This is a genomic window from Sphingobium sp. WCS2017Hpa-17, from assembly GCF_031843765.1.
Taxonomy (GTDB): domain Bacteria; phylum Pseudomonadota; class Alphaproteobacteria; order Sphingomonadales; family Sphingomonadaceae; genus Sphingobium.
Genome location: NZ_JAVTIV010000039.1, coordinates 1 through 22,743, shown reverse-complemented (window position 1 = coordinate 22,743; position 22,743 = coordinate 1). Strand labels below are relative to the sequence as shown.

Sequence of the window (22,743 nt, the reverse complement as noted above, 5' to 3'; positions counted from 1 at the left end):
AAACCAGTCTGCGCCGATGGTACTATTGCTCAAGCACTGGAAGAGTAGGGCGTCGCCAGGCATTGCAGCTCGCGCATATATCGATCTAAAACCCATCCACAACCCAGCGACCTCCGGTCGCGCCTTCCGGGCAATACCGTCTGAACCAGACGATCCGCCGTGAAACCCTGCCAACATCATGCGATATGAAGAGCCTGAATGCTCCGAAATCGCAAATCGCCAGGCATCCGGCCACAAGCCAGCCCCATCCATGCCCATCTATCTCCGCTAAAACCAAATGCCGCAACGATCCATGCGACGCTGTTCGGCAGACCACATCATCCCAGCACACCCAAGCGTCTGATAACTACTCAAGAACGAAACGGGACATCAGCAACGGATGATCTCGTGGCAATGGGGGCCAGCCTGCGCTACATGAGCGCCTGGGGGCGACGATCATGTTTGTTCTGCTGCGAGCGATGAAGGATCGACATATGGCGCTCGGCTTTAATGCCGGACGAAGCCATCATGTGCATATTTACGAACGACCGGGTGCCTGGATGCCCGCCGAGCAATTGGCCGCACTTGTCCATGATTGCCGGACAGTGGTGCATGCCTGCCTGTCGGGCCGCGATCTCGATTATGGCCTGTTTGACGACAGCACCAGTGCCTGGTCGCGCAGTGTCATAACCCTCATCCGGCGGCGAAGCGATGATGTACCGATCGCGTTCAACGCCATGCCTCTACTGTCGGTTAATCGGGCCGGCCGACATGAAGATGTGCTGCATCTGGGGTTGGTCATGGTCGATCCGAGCGAGCGCAGCGCCGGGCTGTCATGGATACTCTATGGCCTGACCTGTTTTGCCTTGTTCCTGCGCCGGCGCATGCGCCCGCTCTGGATCAGCAGCGTCACGCAGGTGCCTGCCGTGGTCGGCATGGTAGCCGAAACCTTCGGTAATGTCTTTCCGGCACAGGCCAGTACGCGGCAGAGCTTTGCCCATCGCCATCTTGCCCACCAAATAATGCGCCACCATCGCGCCGCTTTCGGGGTCGGCCCAGAAGCGGACTTCGACCTCGACCGCCAGGTCATCATGGATGCCTATACCGGCGGGTCGGACAATTTGAAGAAAGGGTTCGACAGAGCAGCCGCCCATCGCGACCAGGCCTATAACGACTTCTGCCGACGCGAACTCGACTATGACCGGGGCGATGATGTGCTACAGATTGGCGTGATCGACCTAGGAGCCGGCCATCGCTTTCTGGCCCGCTCCGTGCCGCGTGGAGCCCTGCCGCAACTCATGGTTCAGGCCCTGGTGATTGCCACCGGTGCGCTGGTCGTGCCTATGCTCCAGTGGCTTGATCCCAGCAGAGCGTTCCAGCGACTAAGGCCTGCACGATGACCTTCAGCTATACCGAAATGACGACACGCAACCGTGGCTTCGTCACCGAGATCGAACAGGCACGCCTGCGCGACGCACGAGTCTTCATCCCCGGCGTCGGCGGCATGGGTGGCGCGGCCTTCATGGCGCTACTGCGCGCAGGAGTCGGTCATTTCATCATCGCCGACATCGACATATTCGAAACGTCCAACCTCAATCGCCAGCTTTTCTGTACTGCTGAAAGCATCGGCCGGCTCAAGGTTGAGGCCGCCCGGGATCTGGCGCTCCAAATCAATCCGCAGGCGCAGATAGAGGTGCTGGGCGCGGAATGGATCGATGCACTGGATCGAATCCTGCCGTCCGTTGACGTGGCGATCAATGGGACGGACGATGCGGCTGCCGGTGCTCATTATTACCGCAAAGCGCGCGAACATGGCTGCACCCTGATCGACGCCTATGCCTCGCCATTGCCTTCGGTCACGGTGGTACGGCCACACGATCCCCGGCTGGAGGAGCGACTGGGCTATCCGACCTGTAGCATCGCCTGGACGGCCATCAGCCGTGACATGGCAACCGAATGCCTGATGCATGAAATAGCCTATGTGCTGACCCACAGTTCGTCGCACAAATATGTCGACCTGAATGTGGCGGCGGATGTTGCCGCTGGCAAAAGGTCGCGATTCTCCTTTTCGACCATGGTCACTATGGCAGGCACAATGATGGCAGAGGAAGCGACCCGTGTCCTGCTCGGGCGCGGTGGTGGCACCGACTGTCGCGGCTATTTCTTCAATCCCCATGCTATGCGGGTCGAAAGGCCGCTCGCGCCGCCGCTGGCCTGGGCCAAAGGCCAACTGGTACGCCGCTTTATGCGAAAGCTGATGGGGTGATCGCCGCGACAGGCCTGACCGGGTTGGCGCTTGTCGCAACGCTTGTCGCACGGCGCGGCATAGCCGGTGCGGCTCGGCGCGCCACCGTGGCCAGGCGGCTGCTCCTGCTCTATTCGTTGGTGGCGGCGCTGCTTTTCCTGCGTCTGGTCCAGCCGCTCTGGCCTGCATGGCCAGTGACGGCGGCAATGATGATGACAGCGGTCTGGCTGCCCTTCGCAACATTGCGACTGGCGGAGGAACTGGTTCGCCGCCATGCACCCCGGATCGTGAAACTCGCTGCCCTGGGCGGATCGCTGCTCCTGACCCTTCTTCCATTGACGCTGGGCCTGATCTGGACTGACCAGGCAGTGGCGGCGCTGGCGATGTTCCAGGCCATGATGATCCTGTGTGTCCTCGTTCTCCTCCTGCGCAACCGGCGCGATGTTACCCCGATGGAAACGCAGGCCGCGGACCTGTTCGCCCTCGCACTGTTGCTGGCAATTCCCCTGATACTCAGTGATTTCCAGCTATTCTTTCCTGCTCTGTCGGTGCGGGGTGGCGTCTTTGCCGCGCTTATCCTGGTGCTGGCGACGTCCAGGCTGACCACGGGACATGGCCGACCGATCTGGCTGTTGGTAGATTTGCTTCTGATGCTGGCGGGGGCTGGCTTCACGCTGCTGGTCATGCCGGGGCTGGCCGTCGCGTTACCCGCCGCTGCCTGCGTTGGGGCGATGGTCGCGCTCGCCCTGCTGATCGAACGGTTTACGGGGCTGAAGGATAGCGGCCTTGTTCGTGCGCTCTCCCGTCTGTCACCGGATGCGCAGCGGCGCGACATATTGTCCGTCCATCCCCTGCTATCGTCAGGCTATCTGGTCGAAGCGTCACAACTGGACGATATGCCCGGTGAGACGCTGCGCCATCTCGCCAGCCATCCGATGTTGAGTGCCGCCGCCCTGCCCGACGACCTGCTCGAGGCCGAAGCCGGGCGTGATCTGCTCGACCGCTACGCTGCCAGCCACATATTGCGACTATCGATTGACCCGCCCCGCTTTCTCGCGGTTGCCGCCGGTGACCTGTCCGGAACGCGGATTGATGACGAACTGGCCATCGTCGTGCGCTTGCTGGAGAGATTGCCATGACGCTGGACCTGCGTGAAGGCGACCGCCGCGCCTTTTTCGAGGCACCTTTCCACGCCTATGGGGCCAGCGGTGCCTATGTTTCCCCGCTGCGGAGCGATATCGAACGCATGCTGGATGCGGCGCGCAATCCGCTATGGACGGCGGGCAATGCCTTCGCTTTCTGGACGGTGCATTGTGATAGCCGCCCGGTGGGACGCATTATCGCGCATGTCCATGGTCAGTCCAATCGCGAGCACGGGACGCGGCGGGCACAGTTCGGCTTTTTCGATTGCGTCGACGATCCTGAAGTGGCGAGGCTGCTGCTGGATGCGGCAGAGCGTTTCGCACGAGCGCACGGCCAGACCGAACTGGTCGGCAATTTCAACCTGACGGCGATGCAGCAATGCGGCGTGATGACGGATGGCTTCGGACAAGCCGGCTTCACCGACATGGTCGTCAATCCACCCCATATTCCCCGCCTGCTGGAAGCCCATGGCTTCGTTCCCATTTTTCCGATGACGACGTTCGAACTGGACGTGGGCACCGCCCATCTGCCCGACCGGGCGATATTGGATGATCCTGCCTTCAGCTTCGCGCCGATTGCGCGCCACGATTTCCCTCAACGGATGGAGGAGGCCCGGCTGGTGCTGAATGACGGCTTCGCTCGCAATCCCATGTTTGTGCCGCTCACCGCCGAGGAGTTTCAGTTTCAGGCGGGCGAGATGATGGCGATCCTTGATCCACGCCTGTCTACCGTCCTGCTGGAGGAGGGAAGGCCGGTCGGTACGCTGATATGTATCCCGGATCTGAATGGTTTCCTGCGCGCTACCCGATCGCGTATCAGGCTGCTCACTCCGTGGCATTATCTCCGCTATCGGATGCGTCGTCGTCGGGCGGTCATTATTTTTTACTCGGTTGTCCATGACCGGCATGGGCGCGGCCTGATGGGCGCGATTCTGGCGCGAACGACAGCAGCGCTGCGCCAGGCGGGCTATCGCCAGCTTGGCATCACCTGGATCGCTGATGACAATGCTGCCAGCTTGCGACAGATGGAAAAGCTGGGCGCCCGGCCGCTCCATCGGCTTCACCTCTATCGCAAGGCGTTGGCATGACCCCAGATCGGTTGCTCGCTTGGGTGATGGAGGCGCAGACGGCGCCCAGCGTCCATAATGTTCAGCCGGCGCGCTGGCGGGTCGAACCAGGAGCAATCCTGCTGGCGGAGGATATGAATCGTCGGCTTGCGATCGGCGATGCGACCGGACATGACGCCGCAATCAGCCTGGGAGCGGCGGCAGAGGGACTGCGACTAGCGGCGCTGGCATCGGGCTACGCGCTGTTAGAGACGAGGGAGGCTTTGCCGCCGCTGCCCGATGGCTTGCGGCCCGTGATGCGCTTTTCGCCAGTGCCCACGACCGATAGCGATGCACTGGCGCCACTGCTTGCATGTCGTGCTTCCTGGCGTGGCGCTTTTGCCAGCCCGGATGAAGCCGATCGGCGCGCATTGCAGGCGCTGACTGCGACGGACTGCACCGTGATCACGAACTCGCCGGAGTTGCGACGGCTGGGGCGCTGTTTTGACCGGGCCAGCTACGGCTTCATGCGACAAGCGCCCTTTCGCCGCGAATTGCGCAACTGGATGCGGCTGTCGCCTCGCGATCCCCGCTGGTCGCGTGATGGCCTCAATGCGCAGGCTATGGCGCTCTCGTCACTGGAGGCGCTGGGCGCCGGTTTTGTACTAGGGCCGGCTTTCGCCTTGCTCGATCGGTTCGGCCTGGCTGCCCCCTTGCTGGCGGAGGGGAGTAAGATCGCCGGCGCGGCAGGGCTATTACTTTTCCATCGCCCGACAGGGGAAGATCCGTTCGACAGTGGCCGGCATTTTCATCGCCTGTGGCTGGCCATCGAGGGGGTCGGCATGGGTGCAGCAGTGCTGGCGGCGCTGGCCGACGACAGGAATGTCGCGGCAGATTTGATGACCGAACAGGGGGTGCCAGCCGGCCGCCGCCTGGTCAGCGCCTTCCGCGCTGGTCGCCGCTCAGGCAAAGCCTATCCCCGCGCGCGACTACCGATTGGGGACGTCCTTATCTAAAGCAGCTTCAGAAACTCGATCAGCGCGCGCTTGTCTGCAACGCTCAGCGTCGTGCCTTGCAGATGGCCGTTCCGACCACGCCCTGTTTCGTCTGTGTCGATCCATTGCGGCTGCGAGAAGGGGACATAGCCCGCCGGATAGCGGCCGTCCGGGGTGAGCCGCAACCCGAGCCGATCCCAATCGAGCGCATGACCGCCGACCATGAAGCGGCGCGGCCGCTCCGCCGGCGACAACAGGGCGGCAAGCGTGGGAACAGATCCGTTGTGCAGATAGGGCGCCGATGCCCAAAGGCCCGCCAGCGGCGGCGCGGCATAGCCCCGGCCGGGCTGGACTGCGATCAGTCCGCGATAGCGCGTCTTGCCGATGGCCTTCGCCAGTGGTTCGTCGAAGACATCGGCGCGCAGCCTGTCCGTGCCGACCTGTCCGATCCAGTTGGGAAAGCGCTGCAAAACCGGTTGCGCGCCGGTCCAGCCATAATCGCCATGGCAAGCGGCGCATTGCTGGGCATAGATGGTCGCGCCATGTCGGGCTGCCGTGCGATTGATCGGCCCCGGAAAGGGCTGGGCCTGATAGTCTTTCAGGAAGGCGAAGATGTCCCGTGCGTCGTCGATAGCCGCGCGTGCATCGTCGGGGTGCACACCCATGCTGGGTACGGTGAAAAAGCTGGTGATCGCCGCCAGCCCGTTCAGATGGCGGGCATCCAGTTCCTCTCCATGGGTCGGTCGGTCAGGCCTTTCGGCAATGCGATAGGCGCCATCGACCAGCAGGCTGGTACGTCGGAAACGCTGACCAAGGTCAGGAATGGATACTACCCCCGTGTCCCCCGCACCACCGCCGACCAATGGCACGCTCAGCGCCCGCTTCAGCGCGGCGACCCCATTGGTGCTGCCCGGCGCACCATTGTGAAAGGGCGTCGCCCGGCCCATTGGTACAAGCGTGGCGAGCCGGTGACGCGACAGTGGCAGTATGATCCAGCGGAGGCTTGCTTCTTCTCGCCAGCCCATGTCAGGGAAGAGATGCTTCACCGCCTCCAGCAAGGCGGGGGAGTCGGCGTGGCGCCGTAACGCCTGGTAGACCGCATCGGTATAGGCTTCCAGATCCAGCGAACTGTTCGGCATGCCCAGCAACGCGATGCGTGGCACTGGCTGGCCATCGGCGTCGTAGCTGACCCCGGCATGGCAGGCGGCGCAGCCCAGATTGGCGATTTGGACATGGCTGCCGCCGATCGGCGCAATATCACCCCATGTCATGCCCAGCGGCATGTCGTTCGCATGCAACATGACGCCTTTCGGCAGATTAGCCACGCGATCGGGATAGAGAAAGCCGAAGCGCTGGAGGATGCGGCGCAACGTTGCCTGATCCAACTTCGCCTTTGGATCGCGTCGCTGCTCTTCCATTAGTAGGGCAGCGGCCACAAGCCGCCAGGGGACGGCATTGCTTTGCATTGCCTCGACGGAAATGCCGCCAAACCCAGCTCCCAGAAAAGCGGCGGCACCTCGGCTTGCCGGATCGGCATTGCGTGGCAGGGTGGGCCGCGACCGGGCCTCGTTCACCGGGCGGGCCGTGACCCACAGGGTCAGCGCAACGATTGCCACAAGCAAGGCTATCCAGCCAGACCAGCGCCGGATCATGTGGGAAAGGCCTCGATCCGCCCGGCACAGTCTTCCTGTCCTGGGAGCAGAGAAGCCAGATCACGAATTGCAAGGCGCGGGTTCATGCGATTATTATAGGCTATCCGTCGGCCGATATAAGCACGTGTGATCGGCTGCGCAGGTAGCCGAAAAACCGGCTGCGCCCGCTCCGCTGCACTATGCCGGACAGGATAAGGATATGGGATGATACAAGGCCTCCAGCCATCGGCATTGTCGTGGCTGGAGGTGATAGGACCAAGATTTTACGATTTGGCAAACAGGTTGCGCATCAGCATGGCTCCGGCGCCAGGCCAGTTGTCGCGCGTCGTGCCACGGCCAGCAGGGCGATCAGACCGATCGCCGATGCGGCCGCGCCGGCCATTGCCACCGCCGGATAGCCCAGATCCATGGCGATCACACCCCCGCCCAATGCGGCACCTATGGCATTGCCCAAGTTGAACGCGCCGATATTCATCGCGGAAGCCAGGTTGGGGGCTTCGGCCGCGGCGGTCATCACCCGGACCTGCAATGGCGGGACCAGCGCGAAGCTCGCCACGCCCCAAAGGAATATCAATATGGCGCTGGCGGCAGCATGCGACATCAGCAGGCCAAATGCGACTAATATTACGCTCAGCGAGGCCAGGGTGACAATCAGCGTGCGGTCTACCGAATGATCGGCGAACTTGCCGCCCAGCCAGTTGCCGACCGTCAGTCCGATGCCATAGATGACCAGCATTGCCGTCACGAAGCCAAGCGATGCGTGTGTTGCGTCGCGCAGGATCGGCACGATGTAGGTGAAGACGGTGAACATCGCGCTCGACCCCACGACGGTCAGCGCCAACGCGCCCAGCACCTGCCGCCGGGTCAGCACGCGCAATTCGGCCATGACGTTGCCGCCGGCGGGTGCGGGCAGTACCGGCAGGGTCAGTCTCAATGCGGCCATGGTTGCAACGCCCAGTCCGGCAATGCCCCAGAAGGCGGCGCGCCAACCCAGATGATCCCCGGCCCATGTGGCCAGTGGCACGCCGACGACATTGGCGATGGTCAGGCCCATGAACATTGCGGCGACGGCACTTGCCCGACGTTCCGGCGGTACCAGGCTGGCCGCGACGATCGACCCGACGCCGAAAAAGGCGCCATGGTTGAAGGATGTCAGAATGCGTGCGGCCAGCAGCAGGCCATAACCGCTGGACAGGGCGGCGAGCAGATTGCCTACGGTGAAGATACCGGCCAGTCCGATCAGCAGCGCGCGCCGTGGCACCCGGCCAGTGGTCAACGTCATCAACGGCGCGCCGATCATCACCCCCAATGCATAGGCGCTGATGAGCAGGCCGGCGGTGGGGATGGATATACCCAGATCATCCGCGATTGTGGGTAGCAGTCCCATGGGCGCAAATTCCGTCACACCGATGCCGAAGGCGCCGACTGACAGAGCCAGCAGGCCGGGGTTGGTCTTCATCTTGATCTCCTTGGCAGGGGTGTCAAGGATGAGCAAATTCCCGCATCTACCTTGCCCTCGCACTATTGGCGCATAAATGGAGGGCAATGAGCCGCAGCACTATTGGCCATGGACGCGAAGGATCTTTGCGATGAGCGCAAAAATTATAGGCAATACGGATCGCGCGCGAGCGCTTGAACTTTTTGCTGCGGTCGTTTCCCAGGGCAGCTTCTCCGCTGCGGGGCGCCTGCTCGACCTCAGCCCTTCGGCGGTCAGCCGCGCGGTGGAGCGGATCGAGGCACGGCTTGGCGTGCGCCTGCTGCTGCGATCGACCCGGTCGCTGTCCCTGACGGCGGAGGGACAGGCCTATCTTCAGGCAGCACGCCGCATCCTTGCCGATCTGGATGATGCGGAGCAGTTTATCGCTGATCAGGGCGCACCGCGCGGGCGCCTGCGTGTTAGTGCGGCCTTGTCCCATGGACGACTGTGTATCGTGCCCCTTCTGGGCGAATTTGCCAGCCTCTATCCCCATATCCTGACCGACATCGCCTTGACCGATACGCTCGTCGATATTGCGGCGGGGCAGGCAGATGTGGCGATCCGTTTCGGTCCGCTGGCCGACAGCATGTTGACTGTGCGCAAGCTGGGTGAAACGCGCCGTGTCATTGTGGCGTCCCCGGCTTATCTCGCGCGCCACGGCATGCCAGATGTTCCGGAAGATTTGCACCGGCACAACTGCCTCAACTTCAATTTTCGCCGGGCTGAACCGGTCTGGCCCTTTGCCCGCCCAAGCGGCGACTTCGCTTTGTCGGTGAACGGCAATATTGAAGCCAATAATGGCGAGACATTGGGCCAACTAGCCGCAAACGGGGTCGGCATTGCCCGTGTCGGTCGTTTCAGCGTCGCGGAAGAACTGGCATCCGGGCGTCTCGTCCCGATCCTGGAAGCCTATAATCCCGGCGATGTCGAGATGATCCACGCGGTCTTCGTCGGTGGTGCCAGTACGCCCGCGCGGGTTCGGGTATTCGTGGATTTCCTGGGAGACCGACTGCGCTGAGGCCAAATCGGATGCCAAGGCTTCGCGCCCATTTCGCAATGTGCTAGCCCGCCGTCATGAGGAAACGTTATCCAGAGCAGGGCACGATCGAAGACGGGACTGCTGAGGGATCGCATCGCCGCCGCCAGATATTGGAAATTGCGGCCCAACTCTTCGCGCGGAAGGGGTATCGTGGCACGTCCATGCGCGACATTGGTGAGCAGGCTGGGGTGCTGGGCGGATCCCTCTATCACCATATCAAGTCCAAGGATGCGCTGTTCGTCGAGTTACACAATGGTGCACTGGACGCGGCGGAGGCGAAGATCGCTCGCACCGTGGCGGCGGTACAGGGCGATCCATGGGCGCGATTGTCGGCGGCTTGCACTGCCCTCCTGGAAATCCAGTTGGCGCCGAATTCACTGACTATGCCGATGATGAACGATTTCCGAGAAGTGCCTGATGCTGTCCGGACGCAGTTGATTGCACGCCGCGACCATTTCGAGGGGCTGTTCCGATCCCTTGTAGCTGACCTGCGCTTGCCATCCCATATCGACCGGTCCATCTACCGCAACCTGTTGCTATCGCAGCTTAATTCGGCAGCCGATTGGTATCGGGAGGGTCGGTTGACTCCTGAACAGGTCGCGACGCAGATCGTTGCCATTTTCCGTCACGAATAAGTGTGGCGGCATGTGCTGTCGCGGCGACGGATTGATTGTAACAGTTGTTTGGTGTATATCACGGTAAATCGACAGGAGAGTCCAATGTTCAGCTATGTTCCGCCGATCGACGATTACCGTTTCCTGCTGACGCGGGTGCTCTGCTTCGAGCAGGCGATGGCGGAGATGGGCAAGGATGTAGACGCCGACCTTGCGCTGGCCGTGCTGGAGGAAGCGGGGAAGATGTGCGCGGAACGGCTGCACCCGCTCAACCGGCATGGTGACGAGGAAGGCAGCCGTCTTGTCAGCGGCGCGGTGCAGACCCCAGCCGGCTTTGCTGATGCCTGGCGCGATTTTGCGGCGGCGGGTTGGGCATCGCTGGCGGCTGATCCCGCATATGGCGGGCAAGGACTGCCATTCCTTCTTCAATTGTGGCTGGACGAAATGCTCTCTGCCGCAAACCTGTCCTTTGGGCTGTTCCCGGGTCTGACTCGTGGTGCATGCGAAGCGATCATGGCGCATGCCAACGACACGCTCAAGGCAACCTATTTGCCGCCGATGGTCAGTGGCGAATGGACCGGCGCCATGGCCCTGACGGAAAGCGGAGCCGGTACGGACCTAGCCCTGCTCAAGACCAGAGCGGTGCCGCAGGATGACGGAAGCCATGCCGTTACCGGGCAAAAGATCTTCATTTCATCGGGCGATCATGATTTCGGCGGCAATATCATCCATCTGGTGCTGGCCCGCTTGCCCGACGCGCCGGCGGGGGTGAAAGGGATCAGCCTGTTCCTGGTGCCCAAATATCTTCCCGATGCCGATGGCGGCTTCACTCTTCGCAATGCCATGTCGGTGGGGGCGCTGGAAAAGAAGATGGGCATCCATGCCCAGCCGACCTGTGTCATGAATTATGATGGTGCGATCGGTTGGCTGGTGGGCGAGCCAAATAAGGGCCTGGCCGCCATGTTCACGATGATGAACGCGGAACGGCTGATGGTCGGCATTCAGGGCCTGGGGATTGCCGGTGCGGCCTATGGCCAGGCCGCCAGCTATGCCAAGGAGCGATTGCAGGGGCGGAGTGCCGATGGCACGCGTGGTCCGGTGGCGATCATAGAGCATGCCGATGTGCGGCGCATGCTGCTCAACATCCGCGCCTTTGTGGAGGCAGGCCGAGCCTTGGGCGGCTGGACCGCGCTGCAACTCGACCGGGCGCATCATCACCCCGATCCGGTCGAGCGAGCCAAGGCCGATGCGCTGGTCGCGCTGCTGACCCCGGTGGTGAAGGCTGCCTTCACCGATTTCGGTTTCGAAAGCGCCGTGCAGGCGCAGCAGGTGTTTGGCGGCCATGGCTACATCCGCGAATGGGGCATGGAACAATATGTCCGCGACGCCCGCATCGCCCAGATTTACGAGGGTACCAATGGCGTACAGGCCATGGACCTTGTAGGCCGCAAGCTGCCGATGGCCGGCGGCGCTGTGGTCGAGGGCTTTTTCGACATGATCGCGGAGGAGCTTGCGGTGGCCGGGGACGGTGCCGTGGCGCGGAAGGTGGCAGAGGCGTTGGCGCTGCTGCGGGATGTCACGGCCCGGCTTGCCGGAGCGGGAACGGAGGCGACTGGCGCGGCGGCAGTCGATTATCTGCGCCTGTTCGCTCTGGTTTCGATGGGCTGGATGTGGGCGCGCATGTCTGCAGCGGCATCAATGGAGGATGATCCGCTGCACCAGTCGAAGCGCGCGGTCGCTGCGTTTTTCGTGGCGCGGATGCTCCCGCAGGCAACGAGCCTGGCCGCCACCATCGCTGCCGGAGAAGCCTCCATCATGGCGCTTGATGCCGACGCCTTCTGAACGGCCGGTTTGTCATAGCGAATAATCGGCCGGCAGGCGCGGGGCTGACTATTCGCTATAGCCGGAAGAGGTTGCGTCCGTTTGAGCGTATCCAGTGCGGCCTGATCCAGCAGCGCCGATCCCGATGAGCGCGCTATCCGGCTCGATAGCAGTATGCCGGCCCTCCTCATGCGAAGGGTAATATGGGCGATCCCTTACTCGTGGCGATTTCTGGCTGTTAGCGGATAGCGGCGATATGCTTCGAGATGGGCAAGCAATTCCGCCTCCCATGTCGCTTGCGGCTTGTTGCGTGCCTGACGGGCCGGCGGCGCAGATATGGATTTGGGAGTTGTCGTTTCCGGCACGGGCTCGGTGGCATCCATCTGCTCTACCTGAAGCGGGACAGGCATGACGGGGGCGTTGAGGTGCGGAATGAGCAACTCGGGTGGGACGGGGCGTTCCTGTCTCTGCGGGTTCTGCGCCTTTTGTTCGGTCTGCTGAATGCCGTTGAGCCCTTCCTCCACCGGTTCGGGCGACGCAGCCAGTGGCTGAAAGGACAGAATGAACGGTTAGCTCGGATGGGTGATCACCGGGACGTGGCGTCAACTGAGCATGGCGCAGCAGCAGTGAAAAGATCGCACATCGCATCGACGACGATGATCGGCTTGTCGCTATCGCTTGGATCGCCTGGAACCCCGCTCATCGCCTTTGCCTAGCGCAACATTTCCCGCTGGCCAACAGTGCCATTTCACATGGCGGCGAACAGCGCGGGGATTGGCAACAAGGCTGCGCGAAAGGTGATCGGTGAGCCATGCAGGCTGGATATCCGTTCCGGGGGGACGACGCTCATGCACGGTCGGGGCGATGCAGGCGGCCTGCCAAAGCCTGCAAGACCGCGGACGGCAAAGTGTCGGCGATCACGATCGCTCCTGGATCGAGTCAGGCAAAGGCGGTATTGCTCATGGCTTCCAATTGTCCTGCTGCGCGATCCAGCCAGGTTTCGATCGTCGAAGTCTGATCCACGGTATCGAAATCGATGTCGGCCACAGATCGCGACCGTGCGCTGCGTCTCCGCTTGCGATAGTACATAGTGGCGACGGCATGTACGCAAGGAAAGTGCATGCGACATGGGACGCTCCATATGTTCGCGAGGCAATAGGGCGGACGGGCGCGCTGGGATGGTAGAGAGGTCCGTTCTACCGAGGGAACCGGATAATGAGGGCGTTTTTATGCGGTGTTCGACAAGACCAGTCGCGCCGACATTCTGGTCCTTGTTTACGCCCGATGTCTCTTGAATAAAAGCGCGCCAAGTAGGGCTGGATCGTCAGCCCCGCAGGCGTGGTGCACAACCGTGCACCACTTCCATACTCTGCCGGTTGATGCCGGCAGCGCCTACACCGCGACCTGTTCAAACTCTTGCAGGATTCTCGATATTGGCTGTGCCGATTTCAGATCCAGCGCGCGAAACTGCGTGCGCAGCCGCTTTGGTTCGATCTCGATGCGGACATAGCCGCTATGGTTCAGATCGTGAAAGCGGATGTGGGGATTATTGGCGCGGACATCGCCGAAGCGGCCGGGCGGTGGTGATTGGGCGGCAAGGGCGGAAGTGACGATCTCGGTTGCCACCGGCGGCTTTCCATCGGTCTGATACAGGTCGTTCCGCCAGAAGCTGTGGACGTCGCCGCTCAATATCAGCGGATTACGGACATGGGGCCGGGCCAGTTGGTCGAGCAGGCGCGATCGCGCAGCGGCGTAGCCGTCCCACTGGTCGCTATAGACGGCGTCGCCGGTGCCATCCAGTGTCAGCGGGGCAAAGAACACGCCCTGCGCGAGCACAGTCCAGGGCCGCCGTTCCGTGGCCAGACGCTGTGCCAGCCAGGCCTCCTGGGCCTGTCCCAGCATGGTCCGATCGGGGCGCAACCGTTCGGCGCAATGGTCGAGTCGGACATTGCGCGCCACTGACGGTGCGGCACAAGGCGGGCTGGATCGGAACTGTCGGGTATCGAGCATCGAGAGTGACACCAGTTCGCCCCAGTTGACGCCGCGATAAAGCCGGGGGCTGGCCATGGAGCGCCACAGGCTGGGGCGGATCGGCATATGTTCGAAATAGGCCTGATAGGCGGCGGCCCGCCGGGCCGCGAAGATGTCTGGCGGCAACCCTTCGCGATTGGCGAGGGCGGCATAGTCGTTCAGCACCTCATGATCGTCCCATGTCACCAGCCAGGGCACGCGCCGGTGCGCTTCCTGCAAATCCGGGTCGGTGCGATAGAGGGCGTGGCGGGCGCGATACCCATCCAGATCGCGCGGTTCGGGCGCGCCGAAATCGCGGACCCTGGGCTGGTCGGGATAGGATGTTTCGTAGATATAGTCGCCGACCTGTACGATCAGATCTGGGTCGCCCGCCAGCATGTCCCGATAGGCGCCGAACCAGCCCAGTTCCCAATGCTGGCAAGATGTGAGCGCCAGTCGCAGCCGGTCGGCACGGTCCGGCACGGTGGCGGTGCGGCCGACCGGGCTGGTCGCGCTCAGCGCATGGAAGCGATAATGATAGGAACGCCCCGGTCGCAGTCCGGTCAGTTCGAGGTGAATGCTGTGCGCCGCCTCGGGATGTGCTTCCATGTCGCCGCTGCGGACGATGTCGCGAAAGCCTTCATCCTCGGCGATCTCGTAACGCACCGGGATCGCTCCGGCCTGAAGGGAGCGGATGCCGGGGCCAACAAGGCGCGTCCATAGCACGAAGCCGTCGCGGGTGGGATCGCCGCTGGCGACGCCCAGCGCAAAAGGATCGGCCTGTGCGATGAAGGGCATGGCAAGCCCCCTGAGCGGCGCGGCGCCAAGCGCGGCCATGGCGCCAAGCACGGCGCGACGATGCCAGGGAGAGGCTTGCATCAGGCGCCCCTATCGGCGGCGTTTGACAGTAATGCGACAGGCTGTCCCGATTTTGTCATGTCCGCTGACTAACCGCCCCGCTCAGCCGAAGGGGGACGCTGCCGTGACCTGGTTGAGGGATGTAGACCGCTGGTTCATTGAAGAGATATTGCCGCACCGGATCGCTTTCCGGCGGCAGGCGGCGCGGCTCGTTCCCACGGGGGAGGCGGAGGATCTGGTCCAGGAGGCCTATGCCCGCGCGATCAATGCATCGCATCATCGCGAGATCGTCAATCCGCGCAGTTTCGTCCTGACCATCATCCGCAATCTGGCGCATGAGCGCCATCGCCGCGCCACCGTCGTCCGGTTCGAGCATCTGGCGGACATGGAAGCGATGGAGATTGCCGATAGCGCGCCGGACCAGTTTGCCGTCCTTTCCGGCAATCTGGAACTGGCGCGACTGATCGCACTGATGGAAACTTTGCCGACCCAGCCGCGTGCGGTGGTAAAAATGCGGCGGATCGAAGGATTATTGCCGGGTGACATAGCGGTGCGGATGGGCTTGTCAGTCTCTACCGTAGAGAAGCATCTTGCCAAAGGGCTGGCCATTCTTGCCCATGCAATGCAGGAAGCGCCGCCGCAGGAAGAAGGAGCCCCGTTTTCGCGCTTATGGCAACGCCACCGACACCAGAGAAAATAATGGAAGAAGCCGCCGGCTGGCTGGCGGCGCTCGATGCAGGATCGGTCACGCCGCAGGCCTTCGAGCAATGGCGTGCGGCTGATCCCCGGCATGCTGTTGCCTTCGCGCAGGTGGCGCATACCTTCGAGCAGGTGGAGCGATTACGCGCGGTCGAGGACCGTCCCGCCGACCCGGCGCCTGCCCCCGCGATCAACCGGCGGGGAATGTTGCGCGCGGGCGTTCTGGCCGGTGGCGCATCGGTCGCTGGTGCGCTGCTGGCGGTGCGGGCTACCGCGCGCGAACATGCGGAGACGGCAGTAGGCGAACGGCGTGCGCTGGTGCTGGATGACGGCACCCGAATCGTGCTCAACACTGATAGCCGGATCAGTTGGCGGACCGATGAAAACGGCAGCCGGGTCTGGCTGGAGCGGGGCGAGATCGGTCTGGCTGTGCCCACCGCACTGCGCGGGACGCTGGAAATGGAGGCTGATGGCGCCCGCTTCAGGCTGGGCGCCGGCCGCTTCAATGCGCGACAGCAGTCTGAATCCCTCGACTTGCTGGTTCTCGAAGGCCTGGCTGACAGCGTGCGCGGTGGTCAGTTGAAAAGCGGCGCTATGGCGCGGGTGATCGGGAAGACGGTCGCCGTCCGTCCGGCGGATGTGGTGACGCTCGACCGGGCGCGTAGCTGGAACAATGGGCAACTGGTGTTCGAGGGCGAGAGCCTCGATTTCGTGGTGGCAGAATTCAACCGCTATCTCGATCGCAAGATCGTCATCGCCGATCCGTCATTATCGCGTATCCGGCTGGGCGGGCGCTTTACGACGACCGATCCGGCTGACCTGCTGACGGCGCTCCATGCCTCCTTCGGTATCCGGTCGCAGCGCAGCGCGAATGGCGCGATTACCCTTACAGCAAGCTGATTAAATTTTTTTGCGGGTGCGATAGCGGTCGCACCCAGCCCACCCATCCCATCCTCCGATAGACGCTTCCATCGGAGGGCAAAGATGAGTTTCCATACGGTCGCACTACCCCTGATCCTCGCCGCGGCACCCGCCAGCGCCACGAGCGATCAGGCTATCGCATTCAACATTCCCGCGCAGAATATGGCGACGTCGCTGAACGAGTTCGGTCGCCAGGCCGGCGTGCAGATGGTCTTCCCCTATGATGCCATTGCCGGTCGCCGCTCGATCGCGCTCAAGGGGCACTTTTCTCGCGCCGACGCGCTGCGTCGCCTGATCGCCGGGCGCGGCATGGCCATTTCCTATGAGGGCGCGACGATGATCTCGCTTGCCGTCGCCAGAGCGCCGACCGAATTATCGGCTGCCGAAGCGGGCACGGGTGTTTCGGGCGGGGGTGACATCATCGTCACCGCGCAGAAGCGGGCCGAGGACCTGTCGAAGGTGCCGCAGGCGATCACCGTCGTTTCGGGTGAGGAAGCCGCCGAGCGCAAGATCACCGATTTTTCCAGTCTGGTCGATGAAGTGCCGGGCCTGTCGATCAACTATAGCACCGGCGGCGAAAGCTATGGCCTGCTGACCATTCGCGGCATCGGCGGCGCGGACGACTACAAGCCCAATGGTAGCCCGTCGGTCGCGCTGCATGTCGACGGCGTCTATCAGAGTTCCAACGCGTATCTGGGAATGCCTCTGTTCGATCTGGAACGGATCGAGGTGCTGCGCGGGCCGCAGGGTACGCTCTACGGTCGCAACACCACGGCCGGCGTCGTCAATGCGATCACGCGCGGCGGCAGCGACACGTTCGAGGGCTATGCCGATGTGCGTTATGGCAGCTATGACAGTCTGCGCGCCGAAGCCGCGATCGGTGGCCCGGTCAGCGACAATATGCGCGTGCGACTGGCGGTGATGACCGATCAGGGTGGTGGCTTCATGAACGGCAAGGGCGCGGGCGATCTGGCCGGCGCGCAGTTGAGCGTTGGTGGCGTTGTGCAGACGCAGGTGCCTGCGATCAACGATCCGGGCGTGCGCAAAGGCTTTGGCGACAAGGATATGTTCGCAGCGCGCGGTACGGTCGACATCGATTTCGGGCCGGATACCAGCCTGACGCTGAAGGCCTTTTCCAGCCGCGACCGGGGCGATGCCCGCCAATATGATCGCATAAGCGCGACGGAGGACAGCAGCGTCCTCAATGCCGGCGAGGATGCCGATCCCTACAGCTTCTATTCGCGCGCCTATTTTCAGCAGAGGATCGACATCAAGGGCGCGTCGGCGCAATTTTCGCACCTGCTGAATGATACCACCCGTTTCGACATGGTCGCCGGCTGGCAGTCGAGCCAGCGCAATATCGGTGGCAATGGCGACGGCACGCCCTATCCCCAATATGAATATCTGTTCGACGAGGATCTGAGCCAGGCGTCGCTCGAAATGCGCCTGCGCAACGAACAGCAGGGGCGTTTCAACTGGCTCGTCGGCGGCTTCTACATGAGCGACAAGATCGACTATCAGAGCCAGTGGACCAGCTGGGCCGCGCGCACCATCTATCATAATATCCACAATCAGCGCCGTCGCAGCGCCGCCCTGTTCGGTCAGGCGGATTATGAATTGCTGCCCAAGGTCAAGCTGACGCTGGGGTTGCGCTACACCAAGGATGATGTGGCTTCGCAGGGGCGCAATGTCGATGACGATCCCTGGGGCATTTCCAACTATGGTACCTTCTTTGCGACCACGCCCAATTTCCAGTGGGACAAGCAGTTCAAGGATGATAATCTGTCCGGTCGCGGGGCAGCACAATGGTTCATCACAGAAGATCTGAACGTCTTCGCTTCGGTCGCGCGTGGTTATCGGTCGGGTGGCTTTGACGGCACGTCGATCATGACGCTGGCGGAGACAGAGCCGTTTCAGTCCGAGACGGTCTGGGCCTATGAAGCGGGCGTGCGTTATTATAAGGGGCCGATCCGCCTGTCGCTCGATGCCTTCGCCAATGACTTCGACAATCTTCAGGCGACGACGCGGCTGGATAACGACACCAATGGCCGCACCAATGTCGGCAAGGCCAAGACCCGCGGATTCGAAGGTGCTCTCGACGTCAACCTGCTGAACAGCGGCGGGCACAAGCTCGATTTCGATGCGTCCGGCACCTATCTCTATTCGGAGATCACCGAGTTTAATTCCAACCGCATTGCGGACGTGACCGCGACTGTGGGCGATCCGCTGCCCGGTGCACCGAAATGGACCGGCCGGGTCGGCTTCGTCCACAGCTATAGCTTCGGCGATGGCTGGGTGCTCAAGAGCCGGGCCAACATCTTCCATCATGGCAAGGAATCAAACCGCCTGAATGCGGTCGTCGGTAACACCTCGCCCGCCTACACGTTGCTCAACGCTCGGATCGAACTGGAATCGCCGCATGGCTGGTCGGTCTATGCCATGGGGCGCAACATCACTGACGAAGTTTATTATCCCGAAATGAATGGCGCATCGCGCATGGTCGGTGCGCCCGCCACCTATGCGGTGGGTGTTCGCATGACCTTCTGAAACCGGCCGAAAGTGGTCCCGCTTATGTGAGGCCACCAGTCGTCGGGTCGCCCGGTGAGGCGCCATCTGCCAACCCCCTGGCAGGTGGCGCCTTGTCATTATCTGGCATCGGGTCTGACGGGGAAAGATGTCGATCGATAGCGGTCGCCGAATGTGAACCGACTTCGAACTGTCACGGAACCTGTCTAGGGTCAGGACCCATTGATATGATTGGGTTTGTGTGATTCAGGCTCCGCGAGGAGACTGAATTTGAGCGACCTGTATTGGCTGACGGACGAGCAGATGGCGCGGCTTGAGCGGTATTTTCCGAAGAGCCACGGCAAGCCCCGGGTAGACGATCGCCGTGTGTTGAGTGGGATCATCTTTGTGAACCGCAATGGGCTACGCTGGCGCGATGCACCGAAAGACTATGGGCCGCACAAGACGCTTTACAACCGCTGGAAGCGGTGGGGTGATAAAGGCGTGTTCCTGAGGATAATGGAAGGTCTGGCCGCGCCCCAGGCATCCGAGCGCAAGACGGTGATGATCGACGCGACCTATCTCAAGGCGCACCGCACGGCGTCGAGCCTTGCGGTAAAAAAGGGGATGCGGGCCGCCTGATTGGCCGCACGAAAGGCGGCATGAACACCAAACTTCATGCCCTGACGGATACAAATGGTCGGCCGATCAGCTTCTTCATGACCGCAGGTCAGGTCAGCGATTATATTGGCGCGGCGGCCTTGCTGGACGAACTTCCCAAAGCCCAATGGCTGCTGGCGGATCGTGGTTACGACGCCGACTGGTTCCGCGATGCCTTGCAGGAAAAGGGCATCACCCCCTGCATCCCGGGCCGGAAATCCCGGAGCAAGGCCGTCAAATACGACAAGCGCCGCTACAAGCGCCGAAACCGGATCGAGATCATGTTCGGCCGCCTGAAAGACTGGCGGCGGGTCGCCACACGCTACGACAGGTGCCCAACCGCCTTCTTCTCCGCCATCGCCCTCGCTGCCACCGTCATCTTCTGGCTTTGATCAGTGAGTCCTGACCCTAACCCAGACCGAGTTTCGCGAATGACGATCGTAGGAGCGGGCATGCGGGCTGAGGATGATTATGCAAGGGGTATGCACGGGGACGCGATGACGTCGATCCTCGAAAATATGCCGATCGGCGTCGCTATTTTTGCAGGCGACGGCAGGTTGTCGCATGCCAATGGTCGCTTCAATCGTAGCACCGGTGGCATTGTCCACTCGGTTGATTGCCTGCTCGATACGTGCGGCGAGGGCTATTATCCTGATGGGTCGCCCCTTGAAAAACCGCACCATCCCGCCCTGCGTGCATTTGGCGGCGAACAGGGCATGCCGGCTATCGATTTTCTCCTGCAAAAAGGCGAGGTCGATGCGTCTTGGGTCAGGGTGCGGGCTATGCCTTATGCAGATCCTGATCTGGCTGATATCTCCGGGGTGATCGTTGTTCTCGAAGAGATTGAAGAGCCAGTACATAGTCAACGTGCATCACAATCCATGGATGCGTCTTTCCGACGCTTTGCCGACCATAGCAGCCTCGCGCTCTGGATAGCGTGTCCTGATACGGGCGCATTGAAATATCGTAGTCCAGCGGCGGAAATATTGTGGGACGTCGATCTTGTGGATGTCCCTGGGCTCGACTTGCATGGCCACATTCACCCCGAAGATAGAACGCATGTTTCGGACATGCGCGCGCTGGCTCATGCCGGTCAGGTCCAGCGACTATCATACAGGATCATCGACCGGGACGGCATCGTGCGTTGCCAGGTTCGTGAAACCTGCTTCGCTATCCCACCCGGCCCAGGAGAAGAGAGTTGGATCGGTGGAATCGTCGAGGACGTGTCGCCGGAAATCCAGCTCTATCTGGTGCAGCGCTCTGATCTGACCGATCCGGTCATGGAGGCCGAACTTTGCAAGCGCGCCCACAGGATCAAGCGTTTTTCGACTGCCCATGAGCTTATGCAGGTCGCCGAAGTGCTCAATCCGGGCTGCCTCATCGTTGACCTACGAGGTAACGATAATCCGGAAACCTCCTTTGCCAGGATATTGGACGGTCGGCCCGCTGATTTGCAGGTCATATTCATCGGCGATGGGACCACCCCGACGCAGCATGTCATCGGTGCGATGCGTGGAGGCGCCGTTGATTTTCTGATCACGCCGCTCTGCGCGGATGAACTGGACCGGGCCCTTCGACATGCCAGTGAGGCGTTGCCGTGCCGGGTCGATGCGCCATCGGATAAACGCGGCGATCTGGCCGATCGTCTGGCGCGGCTGCCACGTCGGGAACGGGAAGTGCTTCTGGGTCTGGTTGATGGCGGCACGAATAAGAGCATCGCGCGCGCGCTTGGCATCAGCCCCCGGACTGTCGAAGCCCATCGCGCTCACCTTATGGAGCGGCTCAATGTCTCCACGTTGTCCGCGTTACTCTAAATCGCACATCGGGCGGGCGTGGCGGCGGACAGGCCATTGAAATAATCTGTTCCAAAACGTGATGCTCTTGATCACAACGCATCGGAGGAGAGGGGATTTATGCCCAGCCTGACGCATTATCGGCCTTATCGCTTCCCGCGTTATCCCGGGCGCACATCCACGATAAGTCGGGCGCAACTTACCGCCTTCGGTCAGATGCACCGTGAGCCTGGCGACTTCATTCCCCATGCTGAGAAACTTCACGGGCATATGCCTTTCTTGCTGATTGTTGAATCGGATGCGAACAGAAGCAGGGCGCTGGAAGCTCTCCTGGAAAGTTGGGGATTTAGGACAATCACCCATACCGACCACGCATTTGAGAGTGATGTCGTACAAAGCCAGTCGTTCGACCTCGTTCTGCTCAATGGGTTTGTGCCTGACGATGCCTGCACCCAGTTAGTCGCGACAGCGCAGTCGACTGGATTGTGCCTTCTTATTTTTGCGACCGATTTGCGCGATTGCGAAAGGCTTGAAGCCATCTGCTGCGGCAGTAGCAGGATCATTCGCCCCGACTGGAAGGCGCATGAACTGCAACAGGCGATCAATCTAGCGACCGGTTGCCGCGCTGAAAGTGCCGCTCAAAATCCTGGTGATGACCTCTATGCCTTTTCGGGATGGACCATCGATCTAGGGCAGCATCTTGTCATGAATGACCGAAGCGAAATTGTGACGATGTCGGCCGGAGAATTCTCCCTCCTGCGCGCTTTTGTCGCGCGCCCGCGTCGCGTGCTTAGCCGCAATCAGCTTCTGGATATCGTCACTAACATGGGAAGCGACGTTACAGATCGCGTGATCGATACACAAATCTGTCGCTTGCGCCGCAGGCTGGCCGGGGACCATCATTTCATCAGGACCATCAGGAATGAGGGCTATATGTTCACGGAGCCGGTGCGCCGGATCGGCTGGTCTGGACTGTAGCTGTCGCGAGGAGCGGCGTTGATCGCGACGGATGTTGTTCGGAAGCCGGCGCCGCGTGAATGACAGCTATCTCCTCGGTTCGGCAAACCGGACGTTCTCCTTGAGGACAGTCTTTGGCGTCCAGATTGGAAAAGCTGCCGGTCTGCACCTGGGAATGCGAAATTGGCTTCTAAATGACCAATAAGGGTGTGCGCCGTGCAAAGGCGGCACTTTCTAGCGGGTGAAAGGCCCGCCCGGCGATGCTCCAGCCGGAAGCAACCGGGGCAGGCATGGAGGTGACGAAATGTCTGAAGCCCCCGGATGACGGTC

At 61.8% G+C, this 22,743-nt stretch carries 18 protein-coding genes and 1 pseudogene; 14 read left to right on the top strand and 5 right to left on the bottom strand.

The annotated features are described in order from the left end of the window. Positions 1-473: 473 nt before the first annotated feature. From RQH62_RS24075 to RQH62_RS24055, 5 genes are read left to right on the top strand one after another with little or no spacing between them, the layout of a single operon-like run. Positions 474-1,379, top strand: coding sequence for a hypothetical protein (locus RQH62_RS24075; protein WP_311271184.1), 906 nt, complete (start codon positions 474-476; stop codon positions 1,377-1,379). After that, positions 1,376-2,245 carry a ThiF family adenylyltransferase gene (locus tag RQH62_RS24070; protein WP_311271183.1) on the top strand — a complete coding sequence of 290 codons (870 nt, stop codon included), beginning with the start codon at positions 1,376-1,378 and terminating at the stop codon, positions 2,243-2,245. The genes RQH62_RS24075 and RQH62_RS24070 overlap by 4 nt, the downstream gene beginning before the upstream one ends. After that, a complete protein-coding gene (locus tag RQH62_RS24065) occupies positions 2,242-3,363 on the top strand; it encodes a hypothetical protein (protein ID WP_311271182.1) in 1,122 nt (373 codons plus the stop codon). Before RQH62_RS24070 ends, RQH62_RS24065 begins: the two co-directional genes overlap by 4 nt. After that, a complete protein-coding gene (locus tag RQH62_RS24060) occupies positions 3,360-4,454 on the top strand; it encodes a GNAT family N-acetyltransferase (protein WP_311271181.1) in 1,095 nt (364 codons plus the stop codon). Before RQH62_RS24065 ends, RQH62_RS24060 begins: the two co-directional genes overlap by 4 nt. Continuing rightward, the gene (locus tag RQH62_RS24055) at positions 4,451-5,428 is read left to right on the top strand and encodes a hypothetical protein (RefSeq protein WP_311271180.1); all 978 of its coding nucleotides are present in this window, start codon (positions 4,451-4,453) and stop codon (positions 5,426-5,428) included. Before RQH62_RS24060 ends, RQH62_RS24055 begins: the two co-directional genes overlap by 4 nt. On the opposite strand, the gene RQH62_RS24050 is transcribed toward RQH62_RS24055, so the two are convergent. Then, the gene (locus tag RQH62_RS24050) at positions 5,425-7,059 is read right to left on the bottom strand and encodes a c-type cytochrome (RefSeq protein WP_311271179.1); all 1,635 of its coding nucleotides are present in this window, start codon (positions 7,057-7,059) and stop codon (positions 5,425-5,427) included. The two genes, RQH62_RS24055 and RQH62_RS24050, sit on opposite strands and share 4 nt — an antisense overlap. A 289-nt stretch (positions 7,060-7,348) precedes the next feature. Next, a complete protein-coding gene (locus RQH62_RS24045) occupies positions 7,349-8,518 on the bottom strand; it encodes an MFS transporter (RefSeq protein WP_311271178.1) in 1,170 nt (389 codons plus the stop codon). Between the two features lie 130 nt (positions 8,519-8,648). On the opposite strand from RQH62_RS24045, the gene RQH62_RS24040 reads away from it, so the two are divergent. The 3 genes from RQH62_RS24040 to RQH62_RS24030 all read left to right on the top strand — a co-directional run bounded on the left by RQH62_RS24040 (position 8,649) and on the right by RQH62_RS24030 (position 12,031). Beyond that, the gene (locus tag RQH62_RS24040) at positions 8,649-9,554 is read left to right on the top strand and encodes a LysR family transcriptional regulator (RefSeq protein WP_311271177.1); all 906 of its coding nucleotides are present in this window, start codon (positions 8,649-8,651) and stop codon (positions 9,552-9,554) included. Between the two features lie 56 nt (positions 9,555-9,610). Continuing rightward, positions 9,611-10,210, top strand: coding sequence for a TetR/AcrR family transcriptional regulator (locus RQH62_RS24035; protein WP_311271176.1), 600 nt, complete (start codon positions 9,611-9,613; stop codon positions 10,208-10,210). 84 nt (positions 10,211-10,294) lie between these two features. Next, a complete protein-coding gene (locus tag RQH62_RS24030; RefSeq protein WP_311271175.1) occupies positions 10,295-12,031 on the top strand; it encodes an acyl-CoA dehydrogenase family protein in 1,737 nt (578 codons plus the stop codon). A gap of 26 nt (positions 12,032-12,057) precedes the next feature. Here the strand turns inward: RQH62_RS24030 and RQH62_RS25005 are convergent. The 3 genes and pseudogenes from RQH62_RS25005 to RQH62_RS24020 all read right to left on the bottom strand — a co-directional run. Next, positions 12,058-12,213: pseudogene (locus RQH62_RS25005) on the bottom strand (energy transducer TonB); the annotation flags it as partial. Between the two features lie 12 nt (positions 12,214-12,225). Further along, positions 12,226-12,534: a hypothetical protein gene (locus RQH62_RS24025; RefSeq protein WP_311271174.1), complete on the bottom strand. Its 309-nt coding sequence runs from the start codon at positions 12,532-12,534 to the stop codon at positions 12,226-12,228. An 868-nt stretch (positions 12,535-13,402) separates the two neighbouring features. Further along, a complete protein-coding gene (locus RQH62_RS24020) occupies positions 13,403-14,899 on the bottom strand; it encodes an alkaline phosphatase D family protein (RefSeq protein ID WP_311271173.1) in 1,497 nt (498 codons plus the stop codon). Between the two features lie 103 nt (positions 14,900-15,002). On the opposite strand from RQH62_RS24020, the gene RQH62_RS24015 reads away from it, so the two are divergent. The 6 genes from RQH62_RS24015 (at position 15,003) to RQH62_RS23990 (ending at position 22,434) form a co-directional block, all read left to right on the top strand. Next, positions 15,003-15,578: an RNA polymerase sigma factor gene (locus RQH62_RS24015; protein WP_311271172.1), complete on the top strand. Its 576-nt coding sequence runs from the start codon at positions 15,003-15,005 to the stop codon at positions 15,576-15,578. Beyond that, positions 15,578-16,477 (top strand): FecR domain-containing protein, encoded by a 900-nt coding sequence (locus RQH62_RS24010; protein ID WP_311271171.1) that lies wholly within the window; start codon positions 15,578-15,580, stop codon positions 16,475-16,477. Before RQH62_RS24015 ends, RQH62_RS24010 begins: the two co-directional genes overlap by 1 nt. Before the next feature lie 84 nt (positions 16,478-16,561). After that, complete coding sequence (locus tag RQH62_RS24005) at positions 16,562-19,045, top strand: TonB-dependent receptor (RefSeq protein ID WP_311271170.1); 2,484 nt, start codon at positions 16,562-16,564, stop codon at positions 19,043-19,045. Positions 19,046-19,294: 249 nt separating this feature from the next. After that, a protein-coding gene (locus RQH62_RS24000) for an IS5 family transposase (RefSeq protein WP_311271169.1) occupies positions 19,295-20,055 on the top strand; the annotation gives its coding sequence in 2 pieces (ribosomal slippage) (positions 19,295-19,631 and positions 19,631-20,055; 762 coding nt in all). A 105-nt stretch (positions 20,056-20,160) separates the two neighbouring features. Further along, the gene (locus tag RQH62_RS23995; protein ID WP_311271168.1) at positions 20,161-21,477 is read left to right on the top strand and encodes a LuxR C-terminal-related transcriptional regulator; all 1,317 of its coding nucleotides are present in this window, start codon (positions 20,161-20,163) and stop codon (positions 21,475-21,477) included. Between the two features lie 99 nt (positions 21,478-21,576). Further along, positions 21,577-22,434 carry a response regulator transcription factor gene (locus RQH62_RS23990; RefSeq protein ID WP_311271167.1) on the top strand — a complete coding sequence of 286 codons (858 nt, stop codon included), beginning with the start codon at positions 21,577-21,579 and terminating at the stop codon, positions 22,432-22,434. Positions 22,435-22,743: the final 309 nt, after the last annotated feature.